This is a genomic window from Mesorhizobium sp. CNPSo 4684 (assembly GCF_057784315.1).
In genome coordinates this window covers 157,316-182,120 of sequence record NZ_JBWLUX010000005.1, presented here as the reverse complement: position 1 = coordinate 182,120, position 24,805 = coordinate 157,316, and the positions used below count along the sequence as shown (strand labels likewise).

Here is a 24,805-nt window from a genome sequence, read left to right as displayed (position 1 = left end):
GCAGGCATGAGCGAGACGAAATCCTTGCTGGAGCGAAAGCTCGATCGAAGGCTGCTTCTGGCCGGTGGCCTTATGGCTGCCGGCGGCACTGCGGTCGCGGCAAGTGCCGCTCGCGGGCAGACAAGCCACGCCGGCCACGAGATGCCTCAGGCAGCCGCTGAAGCGCCGCCAGCGCATCTGTCGGCCCATGGCGCGATGATCACGGTCGGCGAGGTCGACGACGCGCGCAACGGCTTCGATCCATCCAAACTGCTCACCGATTGGGACACCGGGACGGTGTCGACGCTGCCGGACGGGCGGACGCTTCGCACTTTCGAGGTCACGGCCGAGGACAAGGAGATCGAGATCGCGCCCGGCATCATGTTTCCAGCATGGACCTACAATGGTCGCGTGCCGGGACCGACCTTACGCGCGACCGAAGGCGAGCGCCTGAAGATCGTCTTCCGCAACCAGGGCTCGCACCCGCATTCGATGCATTTTCACGGCATTCATGCCGCGCGCATGGATGGCGTCCCCGGCGCCGGCCTGATCGGGCCAGGCGAGGAGTTCGTCTACGAGTTCGATGCCAGGCCGTTCGGCTGTCATCTCTACCACTGCCACGCGCTGCCGCTGAAGCGGCACATCCAGAAGGGCATGTACGGCGCCTTCGTGATCGATCCCGATCCGGCCCGGCATCCGGAGCACGAGGCGGTCGCCCGCTCGCGCCTGCTCGGCACGCCCGAGAATGCCGGCTGGCAGGAATTCGTCATGGTCATGAATGCCTTCGACACCAACTTCGACAACGAGAACGAGGTCTACGCCGTCAACACCGTCGCCCACGCCTATGCGAAAAAGCCGATCCGGGTGCTGAAGGACACGCCCGTCCGCATCTATCTCGTCAACGTCGTCGAGTTCGATCCGATCAATTCCTTCCACCTGCATGCCAATTTCTTCGACTACTACAATCAGGGCACGACGCTCACCCCCACGCTCAAGACCGTCGACCTGATCACCCAGTGCCAGGCTGAGCGCGGCATCCTCGAATTCCATTTCCGGGAGCACGAACCGGGCCTCTACATGTTCCATCCCCACCAGTCGGAATTTACCGAACTCGGTTGGTCCGGCATGTTCGACGTCGTGGAGGCCGTGTCGTGACCGATCTGAGCCAGCCTTCCGCCGAAACACGCGCCAACCGCTCAAGCTGGGCCTATCTGGCCTGGATCGCGTTGCCGCTGGCCGTGCTTGGGCTGGCGATCGTCTGGCTGGTCTCCTCGGACCTGCTGTCGAACTTCCGCAACGGTGCGCCGCCGGTCGAGAACCTCACCTTCGAGCGGACGATCCTGGGGGCCGACGGCATCCGGGTTCTCGTCCGGGCCGGCGGGTCGGAACCGATGACCGTCGCGCAGGTCCAGGTCGACGATGCCTACTGGCAGTTCACGCAGGATCCGCCGGGTCCGATCGCGCGCGGCGCCACGGCGTGGATCAGTCTGCCGTATCCCTGGGTGCTGGGGGAGGCCCATGCGATCAACGTCGTGACCAGCACCGGCACGACGTTCGGGCACGAGATCGCCGTCGCCGTGCCGACGCCGACGCGCGATTCGCTGAGCTTCGTCGCGCAGGCGGTGCTTGGCGCCTTCGTCGGCATCCTGCCCGTGGCGATCGGCCTCATGTTCTACCCAGCGCTTCGTGGCGTGGGGCAGGCCGGCATGGACTTTCTGCTGTCGCTGACCGTCGGGCTGCTCGCCTTCCTGTTCGTCGATGCGCTGGAGGACGCGTTCGAACTGGCCGGCGAGGCAGCCGCCCTGTTCCAGGGATCGACAATGATCGTGCTTGCCGCCGCCGCCAGTTTTCTGCTGCTGATGGCGGCGGGCCGGCGGAGCGGGACACCAACCGGTCTGGCTCTCGCCACCTTCATCGCGCTCGGCATCGGCCTGCACAATCTGGGCGAAGGGCTGGCCATCGGCGCCGCCTTTGCTTCGGGTGCGGCGGGGCTGGGCACCTTCCTCGTGCTCGGCTTCACATTGCACAACATCACCGAGGGCATAGGCATTGCCGCCCCGATCCTGAAGCAGCGCCCGCCATTGCGGACCTTCGCCGCGCTGACGCTGCTCGCGGGCGGGCCAGCGGTCGTCGGCCTATGGATCGGCAGCCTTGCTTATGCCCCGCAATGGTCGGCGCTGGCGCTGGCGGTCGGCGCGGGAGCAATCCTGCAAGTGATCGTCGAACTCGTGTCGATGCAGATGCGTCAGCGAGCCGACGGCACACGCGCAGTGTTCGCGCCGGGTGCGATGGCCGGATTGGCGACCGGTGTTGGCTTCATGTACCTCACGGCGATGCTGGTGAAGATCTGAGCCGCGCCGGCCGGGATGTTCAGTCCGGCACGCTGGTCTGCAGGGCCAGCGCGTGCAGCACGCCGCCCATATTGCCCTTCAGCGCGTCATAGACCATCTGGTGCTGCTGGACGCGACTCTTTCCCCGGAAGCTCTCGGCCACCACTTCGGCCGCATAGTGATCGCCGTCGCCGGCGAGGTCGCGGATCGTCACCTTGGCGTCCGGAATGCCGGCCTTGATCAGTTTTTCGATGTCGTGGGCATCCATTGCCATGGCAAAATCCTGTTCTGGGCGGCGGCTAGGCAGCTTGTACGATGTGACTCGGGCGTAAGCCTAAAGCCTTTCCGGCTCGGATTGAAGCCGTCCTGTCCATCAACACAGGACCTACGGGCCATCCTGCCGCGGGTGGACCACACCATCCTCGGTGATGTCGTCGCGGGTCGAGAACCCCCGGCCAAGGCTGAAGGTCAGGACATAGAGCGGAATGTTGATCACCAGGCTGACGAGGGGAAGATAGCTGGTCATCTGCCACAATGGCGAGAAGAATGGCTGGCCGTAGCCGTCGCAGGCCAGCGACGAGCCATATTCCCACAGCGCCCCTATGACCACTGCAACAATAAAAAGCTTGATGCAGGTGACGACATGTCTTGCCCGCGCCGGGTCCGGCAAAAGCCGGATCCAAAGCACCAGGCAGATGATCGGAACCGCATAAAGGAGGTTCTGCAGGACCAGCATCGGAAGCGCGCCGTTGGCCGCCTCAAGGAATTGCTCGCGCCTTTCCAGCAGCGGACAGACCTCGCTTGAGGTCGTCGACAGCAGGAAAAAGACGAACGGGCCGAGGAACCAGAAGAAGAACAGCGACGGCCAGAAGACGACAGCGATCAGCGTCCGGGCAGCCAGTCTGCTCAACTGGCGTTGTCCATGAAGCGCGGGAACCAGCCTTCATGGGCGGCGGTCAATTCGCTGACCGCGATCGCCCTGGCATCGCCGAGTTTAAGCTCGTGCCCGCCGGTCGAGCCGATCCATGGCGCAAAAATGCCGAGCTTGCTCTGCTCCTCGCGGATGGCGTCCCATTCCTTGCTCTGCGGATCGACCGACAGCGTCAGGAGGTAGCGGCCCTGGTCCTCGCCGAACCAGACCGGGATCGGGTCGGTGCCGGCAAGGCCCGGAATGGTGGCGCCGATGCCGGATGCCATCGCCATTTCGGCCAGCGCCACGGCAAGGCCGCCATCGGAAAGGTCATGCGCGGCAGTCACCACGCCCGACGCGATCAGCGCGCGCACATGGTCGCCGACGCGCTTCTCATGCGCGAGGTCGACCGGCGGCGGTGAGCCGTCGGTACGGCCATGAATGTCCCTGAAATAGGCGGACTGGCCGAGATGGCTGCCCCATGTCGCCGGCGCGCCGACCAGCACGATCATCTGGCCCTCGGCGGCAAAGCCGATGCGCGTCATCTTCGACCAGTCGGCGATCAGCCCGACGCCGCCTATGGTCGGTGTCGGCAGGATGCCCTGGCCGTTGGTCTCGTTGTAGAGCGAGACATTGCCGGACACGATCGGGAAGCCGAGCGCGCGGCAGGCATCGCCAATGCCTTTCACCGCGCCGACCAGCTGACCCATGATCTCCGGCCGCTCCGGATTGCCGAAATTGAGGTTGTCGGTCGCCCCCAGCGGCAGCGCGCCGGTGGCGGTCAGGTTGCGCCAGCATTCGGCCACCGCCTGCTTGCCGCCCTCATAGGGGTCGGCCTCGCAATAGCGCGGTGTGACGTCGGAGGAGAAGGCGAGCGCCTTGGTCGGATGGCCTTCGACGCGCACCACGCCGGCGTCGCCGCCGGGCAGCTGCAGCGAATTGCCCTGGATCAGCGTGTCATACTGCTCCCACACCCAGCGCCGCGACGACAAATCCGGCCCGCCGAGCAGCTTTAGCAGCGCATCGGCGACATCGGCCTTTGGTGCATCGCCAGCCGCCAGCGCCGCCGGCTTCTTCGGCTCGACCCACGGGCGATCATATTCCGGCGCCTTGTCGCCAAGGTCCTTGATCGGCAGATTGGCGACCTCGTCGCCCTGATGGATGACGCGGAAACGCAGATCGTCTGTGGTCCTGCCGACGATGGCGAAGTCGAGGCCCCATTTGTGGAAGATCGCCTCGGCTTCCTTTTCCTTCTCGGGGCGCAGCACCATCAGCATGCGCTCCTGGCTTTCCGAGAGCATCATCTCATAGGCGCTCATGCGCTCTTCGCGCACCGGCACCTGGTCGAGCTGAAGTTCGATGCCGAGGTCGCCCTTGGCGCCCATCTCGACCGCCGAGCAGGTGAGGCCGGCCGCACCCATGTCCTGGATGGCGATGACGGCACCCGATGCCATCAGCTCCAGGCAGGCCTCGAGCAGGCATTTTTCGGTGAAGGGATCGCCGACCTGCACGGTCGGGCGCTTCTCGTCGATCTTGTCGTCGAACTCGGCCGAGGCCATGGTGGCGCCGCCGACGCCGTCGCGGCCGGTCTTGGCGCCGAGATAGACGACCGGCAGGCCGACGCCCTTGGCTTCCGACAGGAAGATCGCATCGGTCTTGGCAAGGCCGGCGGCAAAGGCGTTGACCAGGATGTTGCCGTTGTAGCGAGCGTCGAAATTGACCTCGCCGCCAACCGTCGGGACGCCGAAGGCATTGCCGTAGCCGCCGACGCCGGAAACCACGCCGGAGACCAGATGTCGCGTCTTGGGATGGTCCGGCGCGCCGAAGCGCAGTGCGTTCATCGCCGCGATCGGCCGCGCGCCCATGGTGAAGACGTCGCGCAGAATGCCGCCGACGCCGGTCGCAGCACCCTGATAGGGCTCGATGTAGGAGGGGTGGTTATGGCTCTCCATCTTGAAGACGACGCAGTCGCCGTCGCCGATATCGACTACGCCGGCATTCTCGCCCGGACCCTGGATGACCTGCGGCCCGGTGGTGGGCAGCGTGCGCAGCCATTTCTTCGAGGATTTATAGGAGCAGTGTTCGTTCCACATCGCCGAGAAGATGCCGAGTTCGGTAAAGCTCGGCTCGCGCCCGACCAGATCGAGGATGCGCTGGTATTCGTCGGGCTTCAGCCCGTGCGCGGCAATGAGTTCCGGAGTAATTGGCACGGAATTGGAAATGGTCATGGGCAGCGATTGGTATCCATGGGAGAGGGGGATTTCTGAGTCCCCTCTTATCGCAAGCTTTGGCGTGATACACCCCATCCGCTGACGAAAAACGCCGGAAAGCCACAAGGCGAGGGGCAACGGAGCCCGTCGGGGAACGCTATGGCATTCCGGCCGTTAGGTCTCCAATCAATCAGGAGATCTGGATATGGCCACCAAGCAAGGCAAGAAAGACAATCGCCTCTCGGACAAGGAAGCTATGCATCTTGCCGAGATCACCGACGTTTCGCCGCAACAAGCCAAGGACCTGGCCGAGAAGCACGGCAAGGAAAAGGGTGCGAAGGAAGCCAAAAACTTCAAGGCAGAGGGCTGACCGAGGCCAGGGCCGCGAGCACCAATTAAGCCTCAACGGGGTTCAGGAAGACCTATCGTAGCCGGCGCGGCCTTCCTCCAGCAGCCGCCGGATCACCGCGACGCCGCCGGCAATGTCCTCGCGCCGCCTTGGCTGCGAAACGCCGAAACGAACACCGTGGAAAACCTGCTCGGAGCGCCCCGCCTTGAACTCGTCCTCGTCGTCGAGGAGCACGCCATTTTCGAGGCATGCACTACGGAAGGTGCCGGACAGCCAGGGGTCGGGCAAGGTGAGCCAGACGAAGGGCACGCTGTCGTGTGACTTGAAGGCGAAGCCGGCCAGAGTCTCGCGCACGATGGCGATGCGGGCGGCGATTTCGGCGATGCTGCGCCGGCGGATATCGCCGGCCTGCCGGGACAGCACCAGCCGCGCATTCACCTCCGCCAGCAGGAACGGCATGCCGCCGGTCATCATCTTGTGGGCGACGCGGATGCGATGGCGATAGGCGGGCGGGCAGGAGAGCCAGCCGCCGCGGACGCCGGCGGCGACCGATTTCGACAGGCCACCGGCAACGATGGTGCGCTCGGGCGCATATTCGGCGATGAGCGGCGTCGGGTCCTCGGTCAGACCGCCATAGAGATCGTCCTCGATGAGGATGACATTGTACTCGCGCGCGACGCGCGCGATCGCCTCGCGACGCGAAACCGACAGGATCGCCAGTGTCGGGTTCTGCACCGTCGGCATCAGGAAGATCATTTTCGGGTGCTTTTGCGCGCAGACACGCTCAAAATCCTCGGGATCGAGACCTTCTTCGTCCGATGCCACCAGTGCAACACGCCTCCCGATCAGCCCGGCGCTGCGGGCGATCTGCGAATAGGTGAGGTGCTCGAAGGCGACATAGTCGCCGGGCGTGGTCAGCGCCGCGATTGCTCCCATGACAGCGGCATGGGTGCCCAGCGTGGGAACGATGGTCTCGGCCGCCGGGCGGAACGAATTGCGCGACAGCCAGCGGGCGCCGGCCTCGAACCAGCGCTCCGGAAAATCCCTGGTGTAGCTGGAAATCTCATGCGGGTGATCCTGCACCGTGCGCTGCAGCATGTCGGCGACAATGGCGCCCTGGCCGATATCGGGCGCGGCCGTGCTGTCGAAGCGCAATTTGCCGGGCGGCGCATCGACATAGCGCGTGCCTTGCACGGCGGGCTCGGCGAATTCGGGGCTCGCCGCTTCCGATTGCTGGGCCAGAACATAGGTTCCGCGTCCGACCTCGCCGCTCACCAGCCCTCGCTCGCGCAGCAACTGATAGGCCCGGCCGATCGTGCCGACCGTGGTGCCGATGTCATAGGCGAGATCGCGCTGCGGCGGCAATTTTGCTCCGGCGTCGATGATGCCCTTGTCGATATCCGCCTCAATGCTGTCGGCAAGGCGCTGATAGAGCGGGCCGGAACCGGTGGTGAGGTCAGGAAGCCAATTTGTCATGGTGACAATTTTGTATATTGCACCGAATTAGGAGTCAATACATATCAGCGCCGTACCGAAATGGGTACAATTTGCAACCTTGGCAGAAAGACAATGGATACCTCAGAGACAATCCGCTGCGCGGGCATTGAACTGGTCGGGCCGCGCCCGTCGGGCCGGCGAGGCTTTGTCAGCCGCATCGTGCAGGTGGTCAGGTCGCTGGCGCATCAGATCGACGCGCTGATCGAGCGCCGTCGCGGCCGCTTGGTCCTGCTGGAAATGACCGACGAGCAGCTTAAAGATATCGGTGTATCGCGTTCCGACGCCTACCGCGAAGGGATCCGGCGCTTCTGGGACTGACCCGGGACCGTCCAGTCAGCGACGGACGCCCGGTGCCCTGAGGCGTGAGACGCCCTTGTCGGCAAGCACGGCGAGAATGCACAGCACCAGAAAAACCCCGGTGACGACCAGCGCCGCAAGCGCGACGCTGGTCACGCCGTTTTTCGCAACGTCCAGGAACGGGTAGGGCACTTCGCCCGCGATCGGCGCCCGCGCCAGCGCATAGGCGAGATAGGCGATCGGATAGGTCATCCACCAGGAGATGTCGCTCCAGTGTGTCCTGCCGTCGGCGCCCGCCACCAGCCACCACAGCACGAACAGCACCGGCGTCACATAGTGCAGCAGCACGTCGCAGAATAGAAACAGGCCCTGCGGCTGCCAGAGCTGGGCCAGAACCGTGGCATAGACAATGAAGACCAGCGCAATGGAAACCGCGACGCCTGCGCGCATCCGCGGTCCGGCAAAGGCGGGCAGCCAGGCATAGCCGCTGGGTGACAGCAGCGAGGTGTGGACCAGCACTGCGCCGATGTTGGTCAGGATGGTGAAGAAGCCGAACAGAAAGATGATCGAGCCGAGAAAACTGCGGCCAGCTTCCATCGACGCCGGGATGGTGATGCAGGCTTGCAGGACAAGCCCGGCCAGACCAATGACCAATCCCGCAATCTGCAGGAAGCGGCCCATGGCGTCAGGCGGCCGCGTTACACGAGGGATTGCCCGTCTGCCAGCGCGCAATGTCGGAGCCGATGCGAGCGCCGAGCGGATCGTCCATCAGCGGACCGAACACGTCGATGCGGCTGGAATTGCCTTGCGCCTGGACGACCAGCAAGGGCTTGCCGCCATAATGCTTGGCAGGAACCAGCAGGAAGCGTGGCGTGCCGCTGAACGAATTCAGCTCATTGGCCATCTGGTACGACTTGAAGGCCGGATCCTTGCTGGCGATCCAGCATTTGTGGGCTGATATCGCCACCTGTTCCATGGCGAGCAGCGAAGCGCTCTTGCCCGCAGGCGCCGGCGCGCTCTTCGGGCTGGACTGGCAGGACGCCAACGCCAAGCCGGCGGCGGTCAGGAGAGCCATCCGGGCAATCGTCAGTCTCATGGTCAGCCGCCCCCGCGCTTTGAAAGGAATTTCGAAAAAGGATATCAGGCGGCGATGCCGAGCGCGCCTTCGAACAGCGCGCGGCCATCGCTTCCGCCATGCGCGGCCTCGATCAGGTTCTCCGGATGCGGCATCAGGCCGAGCACATTGCCTTTTTCGCTGATGATACCGGCAATGTCGTTGATCGAGCCATTGGGGTTGGTGCCTTCGGCATAACGAAACACCACCTGTCCTTCGCCTTCGAGGCGGGCAAGCGTGTCGGCATCGGCAAAATAGTTGCCGTCATGATGCGCCACCGGCGTGCGGATGATCTGACCCGGCTGGTAGCGGCGGGTGAACATGGTGTTGGCGTTGGCGATCTCGAGCTTCACCTGCCGGCAGACGAATTTCAGGGACGCATTGCGCATCAGCGCACCGGGCAGCAGGCCGGCCTCGACCAGGATCTGGAACCCGTTGCAGACGCCAATGACCATGACGCCCTTGGCCGCCTTTTCCGCCACCGCCCGCATCACCGGCATGCGCGCGGCAATGGCGCCGCAGCGCAGATAGTCGCCGAAAGAGAAGCCGCCGGGAATGGCGATCAGATCGACATCAGGGATTTCGGTGTCGGTCTGCCAGACGGTCGCCGGCGCTGTTCCGGAAATCTTGGTCAGCGCCGCAATCATGTCGCGGTCGCGGTTGAGGCCGGGCAAGAGGACGACTGCGGATTTCATTTTGGTTCCTAGGGCCTTTGGTTCTCAGGGAATTGGTGCGGATCAAGACGTCGTTCTATGCGTTCCAGACTCGCATCTTGACGAGTCAGCACGCCACAAATGTTCTTCAAATCGGCCTCCGTGGCAATGAGGTGCCCACGAATCGAACCGAGCTCGGACGTCATTTCGGAAAAGTCCTGAGAAAGCTCACCGATTTGTTGATCTATGCTTCTGAGAAGCTCGAGCATCAGCTCGTTCGTGACTTCCGCCATAGTGCCTCCGCTACAACCTCAGGTAAGCGTCACACTATAGTTCTCAATCACCGTGTTCGCCAGCAGCTTGTCGCACATGGCTTTCAGATCTGCCTCGGCCTTGGCCTTGTCGGTCTCGGCAAGCTCGAGATCGAACACCTTCCCCTGCCGTACCTGGCCGACGCCACCGAAGCCCAATCCGGACAGGGCGTGCTCTATGGCTTTTCCCTGGGGGTCGAGCACGCCGTTCTTGAGGGTGACGGTGATGCGGGCCTTGATCATGCTGGACAGGTTCCTGTTCGAGTATGGGTTTAGTGCGGCTTGCCTTTGATGCCTTCGGTCGAGGCGACAAGCACCGGGCCGGTCGGGCGCGGCGGCTCGTTCTCGTTCATGATGCCGAGGCGGCGGGCGACTTCCTGATAGGCTTCGACGAGGCCGCCCATATCGCGGCGGAAACGGTCCTTGTCGAGCTTGTCCTGCGTTGCCACGTCCCACAGCCGGCACGAATCGGGCGAAATCTCGTCGGCAACGACGATGCGCATCATGTCGCCCTCGAACAGGCGGCCGCATTCGATCTTGAAGTCGACGAGCTGGATGCCGACTCCCATGAACAGGCCGGAGAGGAAGTCGTTGACGCGGATGGCGAGCGCCATGACGTCGTCGATCTCCTGCGGGCTCGCCCAGCCGAAGGCGGTGATGTGCTCTTCCGACACCATCGGGTCGTCGAGTGCATCGGCCTTGTAATAGAATTCGATGATCGAGCGCGGCAGAACGGTGCCTTCCTCGATGCCGAGACGCTTGGACAGCGAACCGGCGGCGACATTGCGCACCACCACTTCGAGCGGAATGATCTCGACTTCCTTGATCAATTGCTCGCGCATGTTGAGCCGACGGATGAAATGGGTCGGAATGCCCATGCGGTTCAGATGATTGAAAATGTACTCGGAAATGCGGTTGTTGAGCACACCCTTGCCGTCGATGACCTCGTGTTTCTTCTTGTTGAACGCAGTGGCATCATCCTTGAAGAACTGGATCAGCGTGCCCGGTTCTGGTCCCTCATAGAGGATCTTGGCCTTGCCTTCATAAATGCGGCGGCGATTTTTCATCTGATTTTTTCTCTGGATTTGCGGGCAGGCGGCGAGCGACCAGTTCCTGTCCGTCTGCCTAAATTAGTGCGGCGACGGGTGGGTTCAATGCCGGGTCTATCCCAATCACGGCGTTTGCTCAATCGGCAAATCCTTCTCGTTGACCGCTTTCAGGAATGAAATGCCGCAGCGCAGCAAGTGATGTAGCATATTGACCGACCCGCGCCCTTTTGGTTTGTGCTGCGGCAACACACATATCCACCGCCAACGCGAATCGATTTCACCGGAGGGAAGCCATGAGCAGCATGAAAGACCGCGAAGAGGGTTTTGAGCGCAAATTCGCCTTCGACGAAGAACTTCGCTTCAAGGCCTCCGCACGCCGCAACAAGGCCCTTGGCCTGTGGGCCGCCGAAAAGCTGGGCAAGTCCGGCGCTGACGCTGACGCCTATGCCAAGGAAGTGGTTGTTTCCGACATTGAGGAAGCCGGCGATCACGACGTGTTCCGCAAGATCCGCAAGGATTTCGACGCCGCCGGCGTCGACCAGTCCGACCATCAGATCCGTCGCACCATGGATGAATTGATGGCGGAGGCGATCGAGCAGATCAAAAACACCTGATTCCAGCCACTTCTGGACCAATCGACCGCCCGGCCCAGCCGGGCGGTTTTTCTTTGCCTTTTCAGCCTTTTCCGGCTGAAACTGTGCGCAGGCCTGCTGAAGGGCCCGTGCCAACAAGGAAAAGCGCCGATGTCCCTGAAATCACGCCTGGCGGCGGATGAAACGCTGTTCACCGCCTGGTCCGGGGTTCCGGACGCCTTGACGGTCGAAATCATCGCCAAGCAGGGTTTTGATGCCGTCACGCTCGACATGCAGCATGGCGGACACCACGAAGACTCGGTCTTGCGCGGCCTGGTGCCGGTGCTCGCCGCCAACAAGCCCGCGCTGGTGCGCATTCCGGTTGGCCGCTTCGACATGGCCAGTCGTGCGCTCGATTTCGGCGCCGAGGCGGTGATTGCGCCGATGGTGAACTCGGTGGCCGATGCAAAGCTGTTCGCCGCCGCGATGAAATACCCGCCGCTCGGCGAACGCTCCTGGGGTCCGACCTATGCCTTTCCGCGCCACGGCAAGGGCGACCATGCCGAGTGGCTGCGCGACACCAATCAGCGCACCATGGCCTTCGCCATGGTCGAAACGCGCGCCGCGCTCGATGCGCTGGACGGCATTCTCGATACGCCCGGCATTGACGGCATCTTCCTCGGTCCATCGGATTTCTCGATCGCCTGGTCGAACGGTGCCACCATCAACTCGACGCTGGAAAGCATGATGGAAACCGTCGCCTCCATCGCGGAGCGGACACGCAAGGCTGGCAAGCATGCCGCCATCTACGTCGTCGAGCCGGCGATAGCCGGCCGCGTCGTGGCGATGGGCTACCGGCTGCTGGCGATGGGCTCGGACCACGCGCTGATTTCACTCGGCGCAAAAACCCTGATCAAGAGCATGAACGATTCGATCAAGGGCTAAGGCTTAGTGCCTTGCCTCTGAGCCGGTCAGGCCTTGAGGTCGGTCAGGAACTTGGCGAAGGTCATCGATCCCTCGGGCCACGGGCCGAAGCCGGCGTCCTCATTGAGGTGACCGGTTTCGCCGGCATCGATGAACAGAGAACCCCAGGCGCCGGCAATGTCCTCGGCAACCTCGAAGGCGCAGAACGGATCGTTGCGGCTGGCGATCACGATGGACCGGAAGGGCAGCGGCTCGCGCGAATAGGGGCCGAAGGTCATCAGGTGCCTCGGCCTTATCTCCGGATTGGCGACATCGGGAGGCGCGACAAAAAATGCGCCGGCGACCGGCTTCCTGAATTGCGGAATGGCCTGCACCGCGGCTGCCACGCCCAGCGAATGGGCAACGATCACCACCGGCCGCTCGGCTTCGTTGACGGCGTTCGCCACGCTCGCTGTCCAGTCCTCGCGCACCGGCTTCGACCATTCGGCCTGCTCGACCCGGCGCGCCGTCGACAGTTTGGACTGCCAGCGTGTCTGCCAGTGTTCCGGGCCTGAATTGGTGTAGCCCGGCACGATCAAGATATCTGCGTCTTTGACTTTCATGCCGCTGAGATAGCGAGCGGCTCCGTCTCGTGCAACCATGTCGATGCAATGCGATGCATCACAATTGTGAACAACCTGTTCGATTCTTTCCGTCTTGTGTGAACGATCGGGATAGACGATCTCAGATGTCAGATCTGGACCATCGACAGAATTGCTGAGGCGCCTTGGACAGTGCGCCGAATGGAGAGTTTTATGAGCGAACTGCCTTTTGCTGCGACTACCCCCGTCAGTGTGTCACGCGTTGGCCTGAAGGCGCGCGACGCCGAGGGCCTCGCCGCCTATTACCGTGCCGTTGTCGGCCTGCAGGAGTTGAGCCGTGCCGACGGCGCGATCACGCTGGGCGCCGCCGATCGCCCGTTGCTGGTCATCGAGCCTGACGCGGCGGCCAAGCCAGACGACCAGCGCAGCGCCGGCCTGTTCCACACCGCTTTCCTGCTGCCCAGCCGCGCCGATCTCGGCCGCTGGATCAACCACGCCGCCGCCAACAAGATCCGCATCGAGGGCGCCTCCGACCATCTGGTCAGCGAGGCGCTGTACCTGACTGACTCCGAAGGCAACGGCATTGAAATCTATAGAGACCGCCTGCCGGAGGAGTGGAAGTGGAACGGCGACAAGATCGCCATGGCGACCGAGCGGCTGAATCTGGCCGCCGTGGCCGCCAGCGTGCCGGCCGGCGACGCCGGCTGGCAGGGCGCGCCGCAAAACAGCATAGTCGGCCATGTCCACCTGCGCGTCGGCAGGCCGGAGGACGCCGAGGCCTGGTGGCACCAGGAATTCGGCTTCGACACGGTCGCCAAATATGGCGGTCAGGCCGTGTTCCTGTCGTCCGGCGGCTACCACCATCATATCGGGGCCAATGCCTGGCACAGTTCAGGTGCCGGCCGCCGCGACCCGTCTCGCTCGGGCCTGGCCTGGGTCGAGATGCGGTCGGACAATGTGACCAAGGAAACGAGCCGCGAGGATCCGTGGGGCACGGTGATCAGGACGGTTCCCGGCAAGGCGTGATTAGACAACGTTGGCGGTTGGCGAAAGCGGCGGTGAAATCGTCTTTCTCCCCGTCACTATACGGGGAGTTGAGGAATGGTCCGCGAAGCGGACGAAAAGCCAATTGCTTGGCTTTTCGAATGACGAACGTCCGGCAGGGCAATGAGGGGCAGCGCAAACGTTCTGAGGTTGTCACGCGTGAGCGGTTTCGATCATCGCAAAAGTTCGCGCGCCCTCATCCGCCTGCCGGCACCTTCTCCCCGTATAGTGACGGGGAGAAGGAAGCTAAGCTTCCCCAAAAACCCGCTTGAAGATCGTGTCGACATGCTTGGTGTGATAGCCGAGGTCGAATTTCTCGCGGATCTCGGCTTCGGGGAGCGCTGCGGTGACCTCCTGGTCGGCCAACAGTTCCTCAAGGAAATCAGCGCCTTGTTCCCACACCTTCATGGCGTTGCGCTGTACCAGACGGTAGGCGTCCTCGCGTGATACGCCGGCCTGCGTCAGCGCCAAAAGCACGCGCTGCGAATGCACCAGGCCGCGGAACTTGTTCATGTTCTTCAGCATGTTGTCGGGATAGACCAGCAATTTGTCGACGACGCCGGTCAGCCGCGACAGCGCGAAATCCAGCGTCACCGTGGCGTCCGGTCCGATCATGCGCTCGACCGACGAGTGCGAGATATCACGCTCGTGCCAGAGCGCCACATTCTCCATCGCCGGCAGCGCCATGGAGCGCACCATGCGGGCAAGGCCGGTGAGGTTTTCGGTCAGCACCGGGTTGCGCTTGTGCGGCATGGCCGACGAGCCTTTTTGACCCGGCGAAAAATACTCTTCCGCTTCCAGCACCTCGGTGCGCTGCAGATGGCGGATCTCGGTCGCCAGCCGCTCGACCGACGAGGCGATGACGCCAAGCGTGGCGAAGAACGTGGCGTGGCGGTCGCGCGGGATGACCTGCGTCGACACCGGTTCCGGCTTCAGCCCCAGCTTTTTAGCCACATGCTCTTCGACATAGGGGTCGATGTTGGCAAAGGTGCCGATCGCGCCCGATATGGCGCAGGTCGCGATATCCTCCCGCGCGTGCACCAGTCGCTCGCGGCAGCGCGAGAACTCGGCATAGGCTTGCGCCAGCTTGATGCCGAAGGTGGTCGGCTCGGCGTGAATGCCGTGGCTGCGGCCGATGGTGACGGTGTCCTTGTGCTCGAAGGCGCGGCGCTTCAGCGCGGCGAGCAGGCCATCCAGATCGGCGAGCAATATGTCGCTGGCGCGGCTGAGCTGCACCGCAAGGCAAGTGTCGAGAACGTCCGACGAGGTCATGCCCTGGTGGATGAAACGCGCATCCGGCCCGACGAATTCGGCGAGATGGGTCAGGAAGGCGATGACGTCATGCTTGGTGACGGCCTCGATCTCGTCGATCTTGCCGACATCGAATTTGGCCGCATTGCCCTTTTCCCAGATGGTCTTGGCAGCTTCCTTGGGGATGACGCCCAACTCAGCCAGCGCATCGCAGGCATGGGCCTCGATTTCGAACCAGATGCGGAAGCGGGTTTCCGGCGACCAGATGGCGACCATTTCCGGCCGGGAATAGCGAGGGATCATCCGTCAGTCCTGATATGTCGGTGGTTAAGTCCGCCTCCTAACAGAGGCGGACCAAATGCTCAACGCTGCTGGTGCGCAAACCACACGCTGGCGACGGCAAGCGCGATGAATCCGAGTGGAAAATAGAGCCGCACGCCCAGCACCACGAACTGATAGAGCGCCGTCAGTGAGGTGAACACCAGTTCGAACGCCCAGAGGACGGTGAAAGCCTCGGCGTGCCATTCGGCGTAGTAGGAGCGGTATTGCAGGGCAAACAGCCCGCCAGTGAAGGCGAGTGTCGTGGCAAGCAGGCAGATGAAGGCGGCGGCAAACGCCACTTCCGACGGCCGGCCGAGCGAGAGCAGCCGCGCCGCAAACAGGCCGAAGGGGAAGGCAAGTGCTGCGCCCATGGCATAGAGCAGGACGACGAAGCGGATCTTTTCCGGCGTTTCCCAATTGTCGAGCCAAAGCCCGGTCAGTGCGCTAGCGCCCATCGCCACGGCCCACAGCAAGGCGCCGAGAAGCGCTGCGACCGTCGACGGCACCGCGCGGCGGAGGCGATTGCCGGCGCGCTGGCGCCAGCCGGGTTGATCGAGCGCTGTCACAGGCGGCCGGTCACGGCGATCCAGCGGAAATCCGGCCCCTCGAAGCCGTATTGGCGCACCGCGATCAGCACCGCATAGGCGCTGATGCTGTCCAAGGAGAATGTCTGAACCGCGCCGATCCGGTAGCCGTTCGGGCAACCGCGGCTTTTCGGGATCGATTTGTCCTCATGCAGAAGATGCGTCTGGCCGCCATCCCGGGCTTCGATACGCAGCAGGCGAAAGCCGTTGATCTCGCCCTGGCTCTCACAGCCCGCGGTATTGTTCATGCCGATCTCGTCGAGCCGGAATTCCAGCGGCGGGTCGACCGGCGAGAAGATCGGCCGCGGGTTGACCACCATGCGGAACGGGTCGGCCGACAATTCGGTCACCGGGTTGAAGCCGGCGGTGATGCCGCGGTTCGCGGCAAGTTCTGCCTGGGCAATGATGACTTCGCCCTTCTGCCTTGCCTGGAGGCGGGCCGCGTCCAGCGAGGTGTTCTCGTCCTCCAGCCGGACACGAATCGGCGTGCCTTTCAGGAAGGTGTCGTCGGCGGTGTCGATGTAGTAGCGGTTGGCATAGGGAAAGCCCGATCCATCCGCGACGCCGTATTCCTCGAAGGCGAAGACACCGCCATCCTTGGTAAAACCGAGGATCTCGAGTTCGGCGACATCGCCCGCCCGGGCGGCGATGCCAGATGCCAGCTGCACCAGCAGGCAAACGCCAATCAGGACAAGATTTCGCATCGGGGTTCCGCTCCGGCCGCCATGGTTCGATCGTTCCCTATCATGAGACAGTCAAAACATCGTGCTATGCAAAAGGCGATGCATCCAATTGCGCCTCTGTTTGTTATCGTCGATCGCTTTCAAAAGGAGAACTCCCCATGACCGAGGCCAGCAAGATTCGCGAACATATGGAAGTGGTCGGCGCCGACGGCGTTCATCTCGGCACCGTCGACAAGGTCGAGGGCGACCGGATCAAGCTGACCAAGGCCGACAGCGGCATGGGTCGGCACAAAGGCCACCACCACTACATTCCCCTGAGTCTGCTGGCCGAGGTCGATGGCCAAAAAGTTTGGCTGTCGGCGAATTCGGACGTTGCGGTCAGCTTCGAGGAAGAAAAATCCGACCCGACCTGATCTGCGGTACCTGATCGGCAATTCAGCGCGAGGACCACACCGGAAACAGATCGCCATCGGCCGGCGTCGCGGCATGGATGCCGCGGCTGATGGCACGCGCCATGGTGGCGCCGGCGGCGGCAAAGAAGTCGACGGCATCGTCGGCGCCAAGCTCGATACCACTCTTGCCGGTTGCCAGCGCGAACACCAGGTCGCCGTCGGCCGGCGTGTGCACCGGCCAGATGGCGCGCACGAAGCCGTCATGCGCCGATATGGCCAGCCGTTTGGCCGCCGCCTTGGTCAGCACGGCGTCGGTGGCAATGACGGCGATGGTGGTGTTGCCGCCGGCCTCGCCGGTCCCACCCACACGCCTGTCGCGGTATTTCAAAAGGATCCGCCTGGCGTCGCCCGGCATTGGCGAGGGATAGCCAAGTCCGCCGAACTCATCGCCGATCTCGAACGGTGCGGCCCAGAAATAACGCGTCCGCGCTATCGTCACCGAGCCGGTCGGGTTCGCGGCGGCCAGCGCGCCGATGGTGACGCCGCTGTCGAGCACGGTCGAGGCCGAGCCCAGGCCGCCCTTCAGCCCGGAACTGAGCGCGCCGGTACCGGCGCCGACGGTGCCGAGCGGAAAGTCGGTGACAGCATTTTGCGCCGCCTCATAGCCGAGGTCGCGGTAGGGCGGATAGCGACCCCAATCCTTGTCGCCGCCATTGCGCAGGTCGAACAGGATCGCCGCCGGCACGATCGGCACGCGAAAACCGCCGACATCGACGCCGATGCCCTTTTCGCGCAACGCCGCCTGCACGCCCGAGGCGGCGTCGAGGCCGAAGGCCGAGCCACCCGAAAGCACCACGGCATGCACCGCCTCGATGGAATTATGCGGCTCGAGCAAATCGGTCTCGCGCGTGCCGGGCGCGCCGCCGAGGATCTGCACGCCTCCGACCGCCGGGTCGTCGCACAGCACGGTCGTAACGCCCGATTTCAGCCTGGCATCGCTGGCGTTGCCGACCCGCAGGCCGGAGACATCGGTGATCAGATTGCGCGGCCCGGTGCGGAACATCAATTTGTCTCCGCCGGCACGAAACGCGTCCCGTCGAAGCGGAAGGCGCGATAGAGGTTTCGGGTCAGATCGCCTTTGTCGTCGAACCGCAGCGGACCGATCGCTGTGGTGAAATCATGCGCGGTCAGCGCGTCGGCCAGCGGCTTGCCAGAGGTCTCGGAGGCTGCCAAGGCTGCTTTGGCGATCTCCACCGCAGCGTAGGCTGGTAGCGTATAGCCTTCCGGCGCAAGGTTTTTGGCGGCAAAGGCGGCCAACACCTTGGGATCGGCGACATCGGCCCATTCCGGCGGCGCGATCATCAGCGTGCCGACGGCGTAAGGCACGTCACCGGGTGGCGTGCGCAAGTTCTCGCCGCCGGCAAAGGTGACGCCGGCCTCGAGCTGGCCGGCGTCACGGCCCATAATCGCGATGTCGTCGCCGTCGCCGCCGGCAAAGACATGCGTCGCGCCCGCCTTCTTCAGGCGTCCGATCAGCCCGATCTGGTTGTCGAGTTGCGGCCGGAACGTGTCGGTGAAGACCGGCTTCAGCGCCGCCTGCTCGGCTGCTGCCCGCAATGTCTCGGCGATTTCGCGGCCATAGATGGTGCCGTCATCGACGATGGCGAACAGTTCGTTCTGCCACAGCCGGGTGAGGATGGCGGCCACCGCATTGCGTTCGTCGTCGCCCCGCGGCCCCAGCCGATAGACCGGCCAGCCGGTCTTGGCGCGGCGATCGGTCAGGCTTTCGGTGCGCACGCCGACAGTGACGACTGGTATGTTGGCGTCCTTCAGGATCGGCAGCGCCGCCTGGATTGCCTCGGTGCAGAGGAAGCCGACGATGATGTTGACCTTCGCAGCGGCGAATTCCCTGGCGGCGGCAGCGCCGCCATCGGCGGTGCAGGCATCATCAACCGTCTTGATCTCGGCGCCGTTGGCTTCAGCTGCCAGGCCAGCGCCGGCCTCTATCTGCTTGCCGAGGATCGCCGACGGACCGGACAGGGGCGCGGCGACGCCGACTAGCAGCGTCTCAGCGCCTGCGCTTGCCGGCAACAGCCAGAGCAGTGCCGCTATTACAGCTGTTAGGGGTCGCATTCCTACGAGAATTCCTCCGTGCCGGTCGCATGCTTCCAGCGTCTCTTGCGCCAAGACCTAAAGGCTGCCCGCCCCAGGCGCAACACGCGAATTTGCGGATTGGCGTCAAGCACTTCGCTTGTGGCCTATTGTGTGCCGCCATATATAACGCTTGGGTTTCTGCTTATGGAAAATCATCGGTGCTGAAGTTGAACGACATAGGGCCGCAGGCCTATCGCGACGCGATGGCGCATTTTGCCGGTCACGTCCATGTGGTGACCACCGACGGTCCCGCCGGCAAGCGCGGCACGACGGTGATCGCCGCCTGCTCGGTGTCGGACACGCCGCCGACGGTTCTCGTCTGTCTCAACCGCGAAAATGCCAAGAACGAGCTCTTCGTGCAAAACGGCCGGTTTGCGCTGAACACACTGGCTTCGCACCAGCAGCCGCTATCGGTGGCGTTTTCAGGCCTGACCGGCCTGTCGTCCGGTGCGCGTTTTGCGCTCGGCGAGTGGGACGTCATATCGACCGGTGCGCCGACGCTTAAAGGCGCTCTCGCCGTTTTCGACTGCGAATTGATCGACACCAAGGATCTCGCCACCCATCGTGTGCTTTTTGGCAAGGTGACAGGTCTGCGCATGGGCGATAATTTGCGGCCGCTGATCTACCACGCCCGCGACTACCACGTGCTGGAAAACGGAGCAGAGGCGTCAACGGAGAAAGAATGACCGAGCTGAAACCGCGCCCCGCGCCGCGGACGATCGACGAAACGCTCGATCTCCTGACCGGTGCGGACTATGTCGCGGACCGCTCGCTGGCAACGGTCCTGTTCCTTTCGCTGCGTATGCAGCGGCCGCTGTTCCTCGAAGGTGAGGCCGGCGTCGGCAAGACCGAGATCGCCAAGGTGCTGGCGCAGGCGCTCGGCCGCCGGCTGATCCGCCTGCAATGCTATGAAGGCCTCGACGTCTCCTCCGCTGTCTACGAGTGGAACTACGCCGCGCAGATGATCGAGATTCGTATGGAGGAGGCGGCAGGCTCGGTCGACCGCTCCGACATGGAGCGCAATGTCTTCTCCGAAAAATACCTGATCCGCCGCCCGGTGCTCGATGCGCTGACCGGCAAGGCCGGTGCTGCCCCGGTGTTCCTGATCGACGAGCTCGACCGCACCGACGAGGCTTTCGAGGCGTTCCTGCTCGAGATCCTGTCCGACTTCCAGGTGACGGTGCCCGAGCTCGGCACGATCAAGGCGGAGGAACCGCCGATCGTCATCATCACCACCAACCGCACCCGCGAAATCCATGACGCGCTGAAGCGGCGCTGCCTCTATCATTGGGTCGACTATCCCAACGCCGAGCGCGAGCTGGAGATCGTGCGCCGCAAGGTGCCGCAAGCCAACAGCCGGCTTTCAGCCGAAGTGGTGTCGTTCATCCAGAAATTGCGCCAGGTCGAGCTGTTCAAGGCGCCGGGTGTTGCCGAAACCATCGACTGGGCCGGCGCGCTGACCGAACTCGACAAGGTGGCGCTAGACCCCGAGACCGTATCCGACACAATCGGCGTTTTGCTGAAATACCAGGACGACATTGCCCGCATCGGCGCGGGCGAGGGCCGGCGCATCCTCGACGAGGTCAAGGCCGAGCTTGCGGCGGCGGAGTAGGATAGTGAAGGCGCCGGGTGCCTACCCCAAAGTGGCCGACCCCAGAGAGGCGACGGAAGACGGGCGCATAGCCGACAACATCGTCTATTTCGCCCGCACCTTGCGCAAATCAGGCATGCGCGTCGGGCCGGCCTCGGTCAAGGATGCGATCGAGGCGGTGCTCGCCGCCGGCATCGGCTCTCGCGACGATTTCTACTGGACGCTGCATGCCGTGCTGGTGTCCAGGCACGAGGATCATCCTGTCTTCGACGAAGCCTTCCGGCTGTTCTGGAAATCGCGCGAACTGATCGAAAAGCTGCTGGCGATGTTTTCGCCGGTGGCGCCCGACACCAGGGAGAAGCAAAAACCCCGCGCGGCCGAGAACCGCGTCAGCCAGGCGATGTTCGAAGGCCATCATAAGAACCGGCCGGTCAAGGAAATCCCTGAGTTCGAAGTCGACGCTCGCTTCAGCTTCTCCGGCAACGAGGTGCTGCGCGGCAAGGACTTTGCCCAGATGGACGCCGCCGAGATGGCCGAAGCCAAGAAGGCTATCGCCCAGCTGCGACTGCCCTTCGACATGGTGCGGACGCGGCGGTTCAAGGCCGACCCGCATGGCCGCCGCATTGATCCGCGCGCCATGATGCGGTCGGCCGCGCGCACTGGTGGCGACTTGATCCTGCCGAAATTCCGCTCGGCCCGTGAGGTGCATCCGCCGCTGGTCGTGCTCGCCGATATTTCCGGGTCGATGAGCCAGTACACGCGCATCTTCCTGCATTTCCTGCATGCGCTGACCGACAAGCGCCGGCGCGTGCACACCTTCGTCTTCGGCACGCGGCTTACCAATCTGACCCGGCAGATGCGCCATCGCGACCCCGATGCCGCCCTTGCCGACTGCTCGGCGGCGGTCAAGGACTGGTCCGGCGGCACCCGCATCGGTGACACGCTGGCCAAGTTCAACAAGCAGTGGTCGCGCCGTGTGCTGGGGCAGGGCGCGGTGGTGCTTTTGATCACCGACGGGCTGGAGCGCGACGATGTCACCGGCCTGTCGGAAGAGATGGAGCGACTGCACAAATCCTGCCGGCGGCTGATCTGGCTGAACCCCTTGCTGCGCTTCGACGGCTTCGAGGCCCGCGCCCGGGGCGTCAAGGCGATGCTGCCGCATGTCGATGAGTTCCGCTCGGTGCACAATCTCGATGCGCTGGCCGACCTCTGCGCCTCGCTGGACAAGAAATCGGCTGCTTCGGTCGATCCGCGCCGCTGGCTGGAAGCTGGCATCAGGCGCGCAGCATAGCCATATGTTTACTTCTGCAAAAACAGACTCTGAGAGAAGCGATCATGGACAACAGCATCTATCTCGATGAGGCCCGCGACCCGCTGATCATCGCGGAAGGCTGGATGAAGGATGGCAAGGATGTCGCCATTGCCACCGTGGTCGAGACCTGGGGTTCGGCGCCGAGGCCTGTCGGCAGCCATCTGGTCATCGATGCCGAAGGCAATTTCCACGGCTCGGTCTCCGGCGGCTGCGTCGAGGGTGCCGTGGTGAGCGAGGCGATCGACGTCATCGATTCCGGCAAAGCCAGGATGTTGGAATTCGGCGTTGCCGACGAAACCGCCTGGCAGGTCGGCCTATCCTGTGGCGGCCGCATCAAGGTCTATGTGGAAAGACTGGGCTGACCGCTGATGGATCCCTACGCCCTCAAAACACTGAATGCAGAACGCCGCGCCCGCCGCGCCGCGATTCTGGTCACCGATCTCGGCGACGGCCGCGACCGCATCGTGCGCGAGGGCGATTCTGTCGCCGGCGAACTCGGGCAAGCGATCGCCAAGGCGTTTCGGTCGGGCAGTTCGGGCTCGATCGAGGCAGAGGGACGGACCTTCTTTCTCAACGCGCATCTGCCGCAACCGCGCCTGGTGGTGATCGGCGCCGTCCATATCAGCCAGGCGCTGGCGCCCATGGCAAAGATCGCCGGCTATCCCCTCGAAATCGTCGATCCGCGTACCGCCTTTGCCACGCCGGACCGATTTCCCGATGTCGCGCTGCATGCCGAATGGCCTGAGGATGTGCTGAAGCGCCAACCGCTCGACAGCTACACGGCGCTCGCCGCCCTTACCCATGATCCGAAGATCGACGATTTCGCGCTGAAGGCGGCACTCGATGCCAATTGCTTCTATATCGGCGCGCTCGGCAGCCGCAAAACCCACGCCAAGCGCGTCGAGCGCCTGCTGGCGCTGGGCGCCAGCGCCGACCAGATCGGCCGCATTCACGCGCCGATCGGCCTCGACATCGGTGCCGCCAGCCCGGCTGAAATTGCTGTTGCCGTGCTGGCGCAGACCATCCACGCCTTTCGCTCGCGCGGTCTTGAAGCGAAAGGCGCTGCGGCGTGAAATTCGGGCCGGTTCCGATCGACCAGGCCGAAGGCGCGGTGCTGGCGCATGCCACCACGGCCGGCGAGCGACGTTTCCGCAAGGCGCACAGGCTGAGCGCCGAGGACGTCTCGGCGCTGAAAGCAGCCGGTATTGCCGAGATCGTCGCGGCGGTGCTTGCAGCCGATGATCTCAGCGAGGATGCGGCGGCCGAGCAGATCGCCGCAAGCATGCGCCACCGCAACATCGAAGCTAAACCGGCTGCAACCGGCCGCGTCAACCTCCATGCCAAGTCGGCCGGTGTCTTCACCGTCGACGCCGCAATGATAGACGCCATCAACGCCGTCGATCCGACCATGACCATCGCCACGCTGGCGCAACACGCCCCGGTCGAGAAGGGCCAGATGGTGGCGACGGTCAAGATCATCCCGTTCGCCGTTGCCTCGGCCCTGGTCGATGCGGTGGTAAAAATCTGCGCAGGCGGCGAGATCTTCGCCGTCAATGCCTACCAGCCGGTGCGCATCGGCGTCATCCAGACGGTGCTGCCGGGCATCAAGGCCAGCGTCCTCGACAAGACGCTGCGCGTCACCGAGGCGCGGCTGGCGCGCTCCGGCGCCCGGCTGACCGCCGAGCGCCGCACGCCGCACGAGGTTGCGCCCGTCGCCGAGGCCGCGGCCGCGTTGGCGCGCGACAACGACATGGTGGTGATCTTCGGCGCTTCGGCGATGAGCGATTTTGCCGATGTCGTTCCGGCGGCAATCGAGAGGGCTGGCGGCACGGTCATCCGCGCCGGCATGCCGGTCGATCCCGGCAATCTGCTGGTGCTCGGCACGCTTGATGGCAAGCGCGTCATCGGCGCGCCGGGCTGTGCCCGCAGCCCCAAGGAGAACGGCTTCGACTGGGTGCTCGACCGGCTGATCGCCGGGCTCGACGTGACCGCCAGGGATATCGCCGGCATGGGTGTCGGAGGACTCCTGATGGAGATCCCGACCCGGCCGCAGCCGCGCGAGCCGTTGCCGGCGAGAGCCGGGCTGAAGGTCGAGATCGTGCTTCTCGCCGCCGGCCGTTCCAGCCGCATGGGCGGGTCCAACAAGCTTCTGGCGCTGTTCGACGGCAAGCCGCTGGTGCGCCGCACCGCCGAACGCGCGCTTGGTTCGAAGGCATCCAGCACCATTGTCGTCACCGGCCATCAGCGCGAGCGGGTGCGCCAGGCCCTGGCTGGCCTGGACGTGATCTTCGCCGACAATCCGGATTTCGCCGACGGCCTCTCCTCGTCGCTCAAAGCCGGCATCGCACGGGTTGGAGCCGATGCCGGCGGTGCGATGATCGTCCTCGGCGACATGCCGGGCATCTCCTCGGCCGATCTCGACAGGCTGATCGAGGCCTTCCGTAAGGCCGAGGGCCGCTCTGTCGTGCGCGCCGCGCATGACGGCCGCCGCGGCAATCCGGTGCTTTTGCCGCGCGCGCTGTTTCCAGCCATCGCCCATCTCGAAGGCGACACCGGCGCCCGCCATCTGGTCGAAGCCGAAGGGCTTGATGTGGTCGACGTCGAGATCGGCGACGGCGCATCGATCGATGTCGACACCCGCGAGGCGCTGGAAGACGCCGGCGGCGTGCTGCAGGATTGACAAACCGAAGCTGAAAA

31 protein-coding genes are annotated in these 24,805 nt (G+C 64.0%); 14 read left to right on the top strand and 17 right to left on the bottom strand.

What is annotated here, in order from left to right; genetic code table 11:
- Window positions 1-6 precede the first annotated feature (6 nt).
- Together AC04SG_RS06585 and AC04SG_RS06580 are read left to right on the top strand one after the other, a co-directional pair.
- Window positions 7-1,134, top strand: a complete 1,128-nt coding sequence (locus AC04SG_RS06585) for a multicopper oxidase domain-containing protein (protein WP_112561432.1) — start codon at window positions 7-9, stop codon at window positions 1,132-1,134.
- Window positions 1,131-2,330 (top strand): ZIP family metal transporter, encoded by a 1,200-nt coding sequence (locus AC04SG_RS06580; RefSeq protein WP_192253557.1) that lies wholly within the window; start codon window positions 1,131-1,133, stop codon window positions 2,328-2,330. Before AC04SG_RS06585 ends, AC04SG_RS06580 begins: the two co-directional genes overlap by 4 nt.
- A 19-nt stretch (window positions 2,331-2,349) precedes the next feature.
- Here AC04SG_RS06580 and AC04SG_RS06575 read toward each other — a convergent pair whose 3' ends face one another.
- From AC04SG_RS06575 to purL, 3 genes are all read right to left on the bottom strand, one after another.
- Window positions 2,350-2,583, bottom strand: coding sequence for a BolA/IbaG family iron-sulfur metabolism protein (locus tag AC04SG_RS06575; RefSeq protein WP_192253559.1), 234 nt, complete (start codon window positions 2,581-2,583; stop codon window positions 2,350-2,352).
- Between the two features lie 111 nt (window positions 2,584-2,694).
- On the bottom strand, window positions 2,695-3,219 hold the full coding sequence (locus AC04SG_RS06570) for a hypothetical protein (protein WP_192253561.1): 525 nt from the start codon (window positions 3,217-3,219) through the stop codon (window positions 2,695-2,697).
- Window positions 3,216-5,447 carry a phosphoribosylformylglycinamidine synthase subunit PurL gene (gene purL, locus AC04SG_RS06565; protein ID WP_488550358.1) on the bottom strand — a complete coding sequence of 744 codons (2,232 nt, stop codon included), beginning with the start codon at window positions 5,445-5,447 and terminating at the stop codon, window positions 3,216-3,218. The genes AC04SG_RS06570 and purL overlap by 4 nt, the downstream gene beginning before the upstream one ends.
- 187 nt (window positions 5,448-5,634) lie before the next feature.
- Between purL and AC04SG_RS06560 the strand changes: the two genes are divergently transcribed.
- Entirely contained in the window at window positions 5,635-5,799 is a 165-nt protein-coding gene (locus AC04SG_RS06560; protein WP_185970361.1) for a hypothetical protein, read from the top strand.
- 42 nt (window positions 5,800-5,841) lie between these two features.
- Here the strand turns inward: AC04SG_RS06560 and AC04SG_RS06555 are convergent, their stop codons facing one another.
- Window positions 5,842-7,254, bottom strand: coding sequence for an aminotransferase-like domain-containing protein (locus AC04SG_RS06555; protein WP_488550357.1), 1,413 nt, complete (start codon window positions 7,252-7,254; stop codon window positions 5,842-5,844).
- Between the two features lie 93 nt (window positions 7,255-7,347).
- Here AC04SG_RS06555 and AC04SG_RS06550 point away from each other — a divergent pair, with 93 nt between their 5' ends.
- Window positions 7,348-7,593: a DUF1127 domain-containing protein gene (locus tag AC04SG_RS06550; RefSeq protein WP_488550356.1), complete on the top strand. Its 246-nt coding sequence runs from the start codon at window positions 7,348-7,350 to the stop codon at window positions 7,591-7,593.
- Between the two features lie 15 nt (window positions 7,594-7,608).
- Here the strand turns inward: AC04SG_RS06550 and AC04SG_RS06545 are convergent, their stop codons facing one another.
- The 7 genes from AC04SG_RS06545 to AC04SG_RS06515 form a co-directional block, all read right to left on the bottom strand.
- Window positions 7,609-8,253: a Pr6Pr family membrane protein gene (locus AC04SG_RS06545; protein ID WP_488550355.1), complete on the bottom strand. Its 645-nt coding sequence runs from the start codon at window positions 8,251-8,253 to the stop codon at window positions 7,609-7,611.
- Between the two features lie 4 nt (window positions 8,254-8,257).
- Complete coding sequence (locus AC04SG_RS06540; RefSeq protein ID WP_203279350.1) at window positions 8,258-8,668, bottom strand: hypothetical protein; 411 nt, start codon at window positions 8,666-8,668, stop codon at window positions 8,258-8,260.
- Window positions 8,669-8,712: 44 nt separating this feature from the next.
- Window positions 8,713-9,381 carry a phosphoribosylformylglycinamidine synthase subunit PurQ gene (purQ, locus tag AC04SG_RS06535; RefSeq protein WP_352559761.1) on the bottom strand — a complete coding sequence of 223 codons (669 nt, stop codon included), beginning with the start codon at window positions 9,379-9,381 and terminating at the stop codon, window positions 8,713-8,715.
- Between the two features lie 8 nt (window positions 9,382-9,389).
- Window positions 9,390-9,632: a hypothetical protein gene (locus tag AC04SG_RS06530; protein ID WP_488550354.1), complete on the bottom strand. Its 243-nt coding sequence runs from the start codon at window positions 9,630-9,632 to the stop codon at window positions 9,390-9,392.
- Between the two features lie 18 nt (window positions 9,633-9,650).
- Entirely contained in the window at window positions 9,651-9,893 is a 243-nt protein-coding gene (gene purS / locus AC04SG_RS06525) for a phosphoribosylformylglycinamidine synthase subunit PurS (RefSeq protein WP_023715988.1), read from the bottom strand.
- A gap of 29 nt (window positions 9,894-9,922) precedes the next feature.
- On the bottom strand, window positions 9,923-10,717 hold the full coding sequence (gene purC / locus AC04SG_RS06520; RefSeq protein ID WP_056594372.1) for a phosphoribosylaminoimidazolesuccinocarboxamide synthase: 795 nt from the start codon (window positions 10,715-10,717) through the stop codon (window positions 9,923-9,925).
- 105 nt (window positions 10,718-10,822) lie between these two features.
- Window positions 10,823-10,945: a hypothetical protein gene (locus AC04SG_RS06515; protein ID WP_352559759.1), complete on the bottom strand. Its 123-nt coding sequence runs from the start codon at window positions 10,943-10,945 to the stop codon at window positions 10,823-10,825.
- A gap of 47 nt (window positions 10,946-10,992) precedes the next feature.
- On the opposite strand from AC04SG_RS06515, the gene AC04SG_RS06510 reads away from it, so the two are divergent.
- Window positions 10,993-11,313 carry a DUF1476 domain-containing protein gene (locus AC04SG_RS06510; RefSeq protein WP_352559758.1) on the top strand — a complete coding sequence of 107 codons (321 nt, stop codon included), beginning with the start codon at window positions 10,993-10,995 and terminating at the stop codon, window positions 11,311-11,313.
- A gap of 129 nt (window positions 11,314-11,442) precedes the next feature.
- The gene (locus tag AC04SG_RS06505; RefSeq protein WP_112561442.1) at window positions 11,443-12,216 is read left to right on the top strand and encodes an HpcH/HpaI aldolase family protein; all 774 of its coding nucleotides are present in this window, start codon (window positions 11,443-11,445) and stop codon (window positions 12,214-12,216) included.
- A 26-nt stretch (window positions 12,217-12,242) separates the two neighbouring features.
- Here the strand turns inward: AC04SG_RS06505 and AC04SG_RS06500 are convergent, their stop codons facing one another.
- On the bottom strand, window positions 12,243-12,797 hold the full coding sequence (locus AC04SG_RS06500) for an RBBP9/YdeN family alpha/beta hydrolase (protein WP_192253580.1): 555 nt from the start codon (window positions 12,795-12,797) through the stop codon (window positions 12,243-12,245).
- Between the two features lie 192 nt (window positions 12,798-12,989).
- Between AC04SG_RS06500 and AC04SG_RS06495 the strand changes: the two genes are divergently transcribed.
- Window positions 12,990-13,802, top strand: a complete 813-nt coding sequence (locus AC04SG_RS06495) for a VOC family protein (RefSeq protein WP_488550353.1) — start codon at window positions 12,990-12,992, stop codon at window positions 13,800-13,802.
- Window positions 13,803-14,066: 264 nt separating this feature from the next.
- Here the strand turns inward: AC04SG_RS06495 and purB are convergent, their stop codons facing one another.
- From purB to AC04SG_RS06480, 3 genes are read right to left on the bottom strand one after another with little or no spacing between them, the layout of a single operon-like run.
- Window positions 14,067-15,374, bottom strand: coding sequence for an adenylosuccinate lyase (gene purB / locus AC04SG_RS06490; RefSeq protein WP_488550352.1), 1,308 nt, complete (start codon window positions 15,372-15,374; stop codon window positions 14,067-14,069).
- 59 nt (window positions 15,375-15,433) lie between these two features.
- Window positions 15,434-15,898, bottom strand: a complete 465-nt coding sequence (locus AC04SG_RS06485; RefSeq protein WP_352559834.1) for a hypothetical protein — start codon at window positions 15,896-15,898, stop codon at window positions 15,434-15,436.
- A gap of 56 nt (window positions 15,899-15,954) precedes the next feature.
- On the bottom strand, window positions 15,955-16,680 hold the full coding sequence (locus tag AC04SG_RS06480; protein WP_488550351.1) for a DUF2259 domain-containing protein: 726 nt from the start codon (window positions 16,678-16,680) through the stop codon (window positions 15,955-15,957).
- A 137-nt stretch (window positions 16,681-16,817) separates the two neighbouring features.
- On the opposite strand from AC04SG_RS06480, the gene AC04SG_RS06475 reads away from it, so the two are divergent.
- Window positions 16,818-17,072 (top strand): DUF2171 domain-containing protein, encoded by a 255-nt coding sequence (locus AC04SG_RS06475; protein WP_488550350.1) that lies wholly within the window; start codon window positions 16,818-16,820, stop codon window positions 17,070-17,072.
- Window positions 17,073-17,094: 22 nt separating this feature from the next.
- Here the strand turns inward: AC04SG_RS06475 and AC04SG_RS06470 are convergent, their stop codons facing one another.
- Window positions 17,095-18,114 (bottom strand): P1 family peptidase, encoded by a 1,020-nt coding sequence (locus AC04SG_RS06470; protein WP_488550349.1) that lies wholly within the window; start codon window positions 18,112-18,114, stop codon window positions 17,095-17,097.
- Complete coding sequence (locus tag AC04SG_RS06465) at window positions 18,114-19,184, bottom strand: branched-chain amino acid ABC transporter substrate-binding protein (protein WP_488550348.1); 1,071 nt, start codon at window positions 19,182-19,184, stop codon at window positions 18,114-18,116. Before AC04SG_RS06465 ends, AC04SG_RS06470 begins: the two co-directional genes overlap by 1 nt.
- A gap of 179 nt (window positions 19,185-19,363) precedes the next feature.
- Here AC04SG_RS06465 and AC04SG_RS06460 point away from each other — a divergent pair, with 179 nt between their 5' ends.
- Genes AC04SG_RS06460 through AC04SG_RS06435 form a run of 6 tightly spaced genes read left to right on the top strand, consistent with a single transcriptional unit; the run spans window position 19,364 to window position 24,788 of the window.
- Window positions 19,364-19,891: a flavin reductase gene (locus AC04SG_RS06460; protein WP_488550347.1), complete on the top strand. Its 528-nt coding sequence runs from the start codon at window positions 19,364-19,366 to the stop codon at window positions 19,889-19,891.
- Entirely contained in the window at window positions 19,888-20,817 is a 930-nt protein-coding gene (locus AC04SG_RS06455; protein WP_023711480.1) for an AAA family ATPase, read from the top strand. The genes AC04SG_RS06460 and AC04SG_RS06455 overlap by 4 nt, the downstream gene beginning before the upstream one ends.
- 4 nt (window positions 20,818-20,821) lie before the next feature.
- Window positions 20,822-22,087, top strand: a complete 1,266-nt coding sequence (locus AC04SG_RS06450; RefSeq protein WP_488550346.1) for a vWA domain-containing protein — start codon at window positions 20,822-20,824, stop codon at window positions 22,085-22,087.
- A gap of 44 nt (window positions 22,088-22,131) precedes the next feature.
- Window positions 22,132-22,470: an XdhC family protein gene (locus tag AC04SG_RS06445; RefSeq protein WP_203279346.1), complete on the top strand. Its 339-nt coding sequence runs from the start codon at window positions 22,132-22,134 to the stop codon at window positions 22,468-22,470.
- A gap of 6 nt (window positions 22,471-22,476) precedes the next feature.
- Window positions 22,477-23,181: an XdhC family protein gene (locus tag AC04SG_RS06440; RefSeq protein ID WP_352559747.1), complete on the top strand. Its 705-nt coding sequence runs from the start codon at window positions 22,477-22,479 to the stop codon at window positions 23,179-23,181.
- On the top strand, window positions 23,178-24,788 hold the full coding sequence (locus AC04SG_RS06435; protein WP_488550345.1) for an NTP transferase domain-containing protein: 1,611 nt from the start codon (window positions 23,178-23,180) through the stop codon (window positions 24,786-24,788). The genes AC04SG_RS06440 and AC04SG_RS06435 overlap by 4 nt, the downstream gene beginning before the upstream one ends.
- The last annotated feature ends 17 nt before the right edge of the window (window positions 24,789-24,805 follow it).

Excerpts from the sequence above, each read along its gene's own strand:
- AC04SG_RS06585 (WP_112561432.1), top strand. The coding sequence starts at position 7 with ATGAGCGAGACGAAATCCTTGCTGGAGCGAAAGCTCGATCGAAGGCTG.
- AC04SG_RS06575 (WP_192253559.1), bottom strand. The coding sequence starts at position 2,583 with ATGGCAATGGATGCCCACGACATCGAAAAACTGATCAAGGCCGGCATT.
- purL (WP_488550358.1), bottom strand. The coding sequence starts at position 5,447 with ATGACCATTTCCAATTCCGTGCCAATTACTCCGGAACTCATTGCCGCG.
- AC04SG_RS06560 (WP_185970361.1), top strand. The coding sequence starts at position 5,635 with ATGGCCACCAAGCAAGGCAAGAAAGACAATCGCCTCTCGGACAAGGAA.
- AC04SG_RS06555 (WP_488550357.1), bottom strand. The coding sequence starts at position 7,254 with ATGACAAATTGGCTTCCTGACCTCACCACCGGTTCCGGCCCGCTCTAT.
- AC04SG_RS06550 (WP_488550356.1), top strand. The coding sequence starts at position 7,348 with ATGGATACCTCAGAGACAATCCGCTGCGCGGGCATTGAACTGGTCGGG.
- AC04SG_RS06545 (WP_488550355.1), bottom strand. The coding sequence starts at position 8,253 with ATGGGCCGCTTCCTGCAGATTGCGGGATTGGTCATTGGTCTGGCCGGG.
- AC04SG_RS06540 (WP_203279350.1), bottom strand. The coding sequence starts at position 8,668 with ATGAGACTGACGATTGCCCGGATGGCTCTCCTGACCGCCGCCGGCTTG.
- purQ (WP_352559761.1), bottom strand. The coding sequence starts at position 9,381 with ATGAAATCCGCAGTCGTCCTCTTGCCCGGCCTCAACCGCGACCGCGAC.
- AC04SG_RS06530 (WP_488550354.1), bottom strand. The coding sequence starts at position 9,632 with ATGGCGGAAGTCACGAACGAGCTGATGCTCGAGCTTCTCAGAAGCATA.
- purS (WP_023715988.1), bottom strand. The coding sequence starts at position 9,893 with ATGATCAAGGCCCGCATCACCGTCACCCTCAAGAACGGCGTGCTCGAC.
- purC (WP_056594372.1), bottom strand. The coding sequence starts at position 10,717 with ATGAAAAATCGCCGCCGCATTTATGAAGGCAAGGCCAAGATCCTCTAT.
- AC04SG_RS06510 (WP_352559758.1), top strand. The coding sequence starts at position 10,993 with ATGAGCAGCATGAAAGACCGCGAAGAGGGTTTTGAGCGCAAATTCGCC.
- AC04SG_RS06505 (WP_112561442.1), top strand. The coding sequence starts at position 11,443 with ATGTCCCTGAAATCACGCCTGGCGGCGGATGAAACGCTGTTCACCGCC.
- AC04SG_RS06500 (WP_192253580.1), bottom strand. The coding sequence starts at position 12,797 with ATGAAAGTCAAAGACGCAGATATCTTGATCGTGCCGGGCTACACCAAT.
- AC04SG_RS06495 (WP_488550353.1), top strand. The coding sequence starts at position 12,990 with ATGAGCGAACTGCCTTTTGCTGCGACTACCCCCGTCAGTGTGTCACGC.
- purB (WP_488550352.1), bottom strand. The coding sequence starts at position 15,374 with ATGATCCCTCGCTATTCCCGGCCGGAAATGGTCGCCATCTGGTCGCCG.
- AC04SG_RS06480 (WP_488550351.1), bottom strand. The coding sequence starts at position 16,680 with ATGCGAAATCTTGTCCTGATTGGCGTTTGCCTGCTGGTGCAGCTGGCA.
- AC04SG_RS06475 (WP_488550350.1), top strand. The coding sequence starts at position 16,818 with ATGACCGAGGCCAGCAAGATTCGCGAACATATGGAAGTGGTCGGCGCC.
- AC04SG_RS06470 (WP_488550349.1), bottom strand. The coding sequence starts at position 18,114 with ATGTTCCGCACCGGGCCGCGCAATCTGATCACCGATGTCTCCGGCCTG.
- AC04SG_RS06465 (WP_488550348.1), bottom strand. The coding sequence starts at position 19,184 with ATGCGACCCCTAACAGCTGTAATAGCGGCACTGCTCTGGCTGTTGCCG.
- AC04SG_RS06455 (WP_023711480.1), top strand. The coding sequence starts at position 19,888 with ATGACCGAGCTGAAACCGCGCCCCGCGCCGCGGACGATCGACGAAACG.
- AC04SG_RS06445 (WP_203279346.1), top strand. The coding sequence starts at position 22,132 with ATGGACAACAGCATCTATCTCGATGAGGCCCGCGACCCGCTGATCATC.
- AC04SG_RS06440 (WP_352559747.1), top strand. The coding sequence starts at position 22,477 with ATGGATCCCTACGCCCTCAAAACACTGAATGCAGAACGCCGCGCCCGC.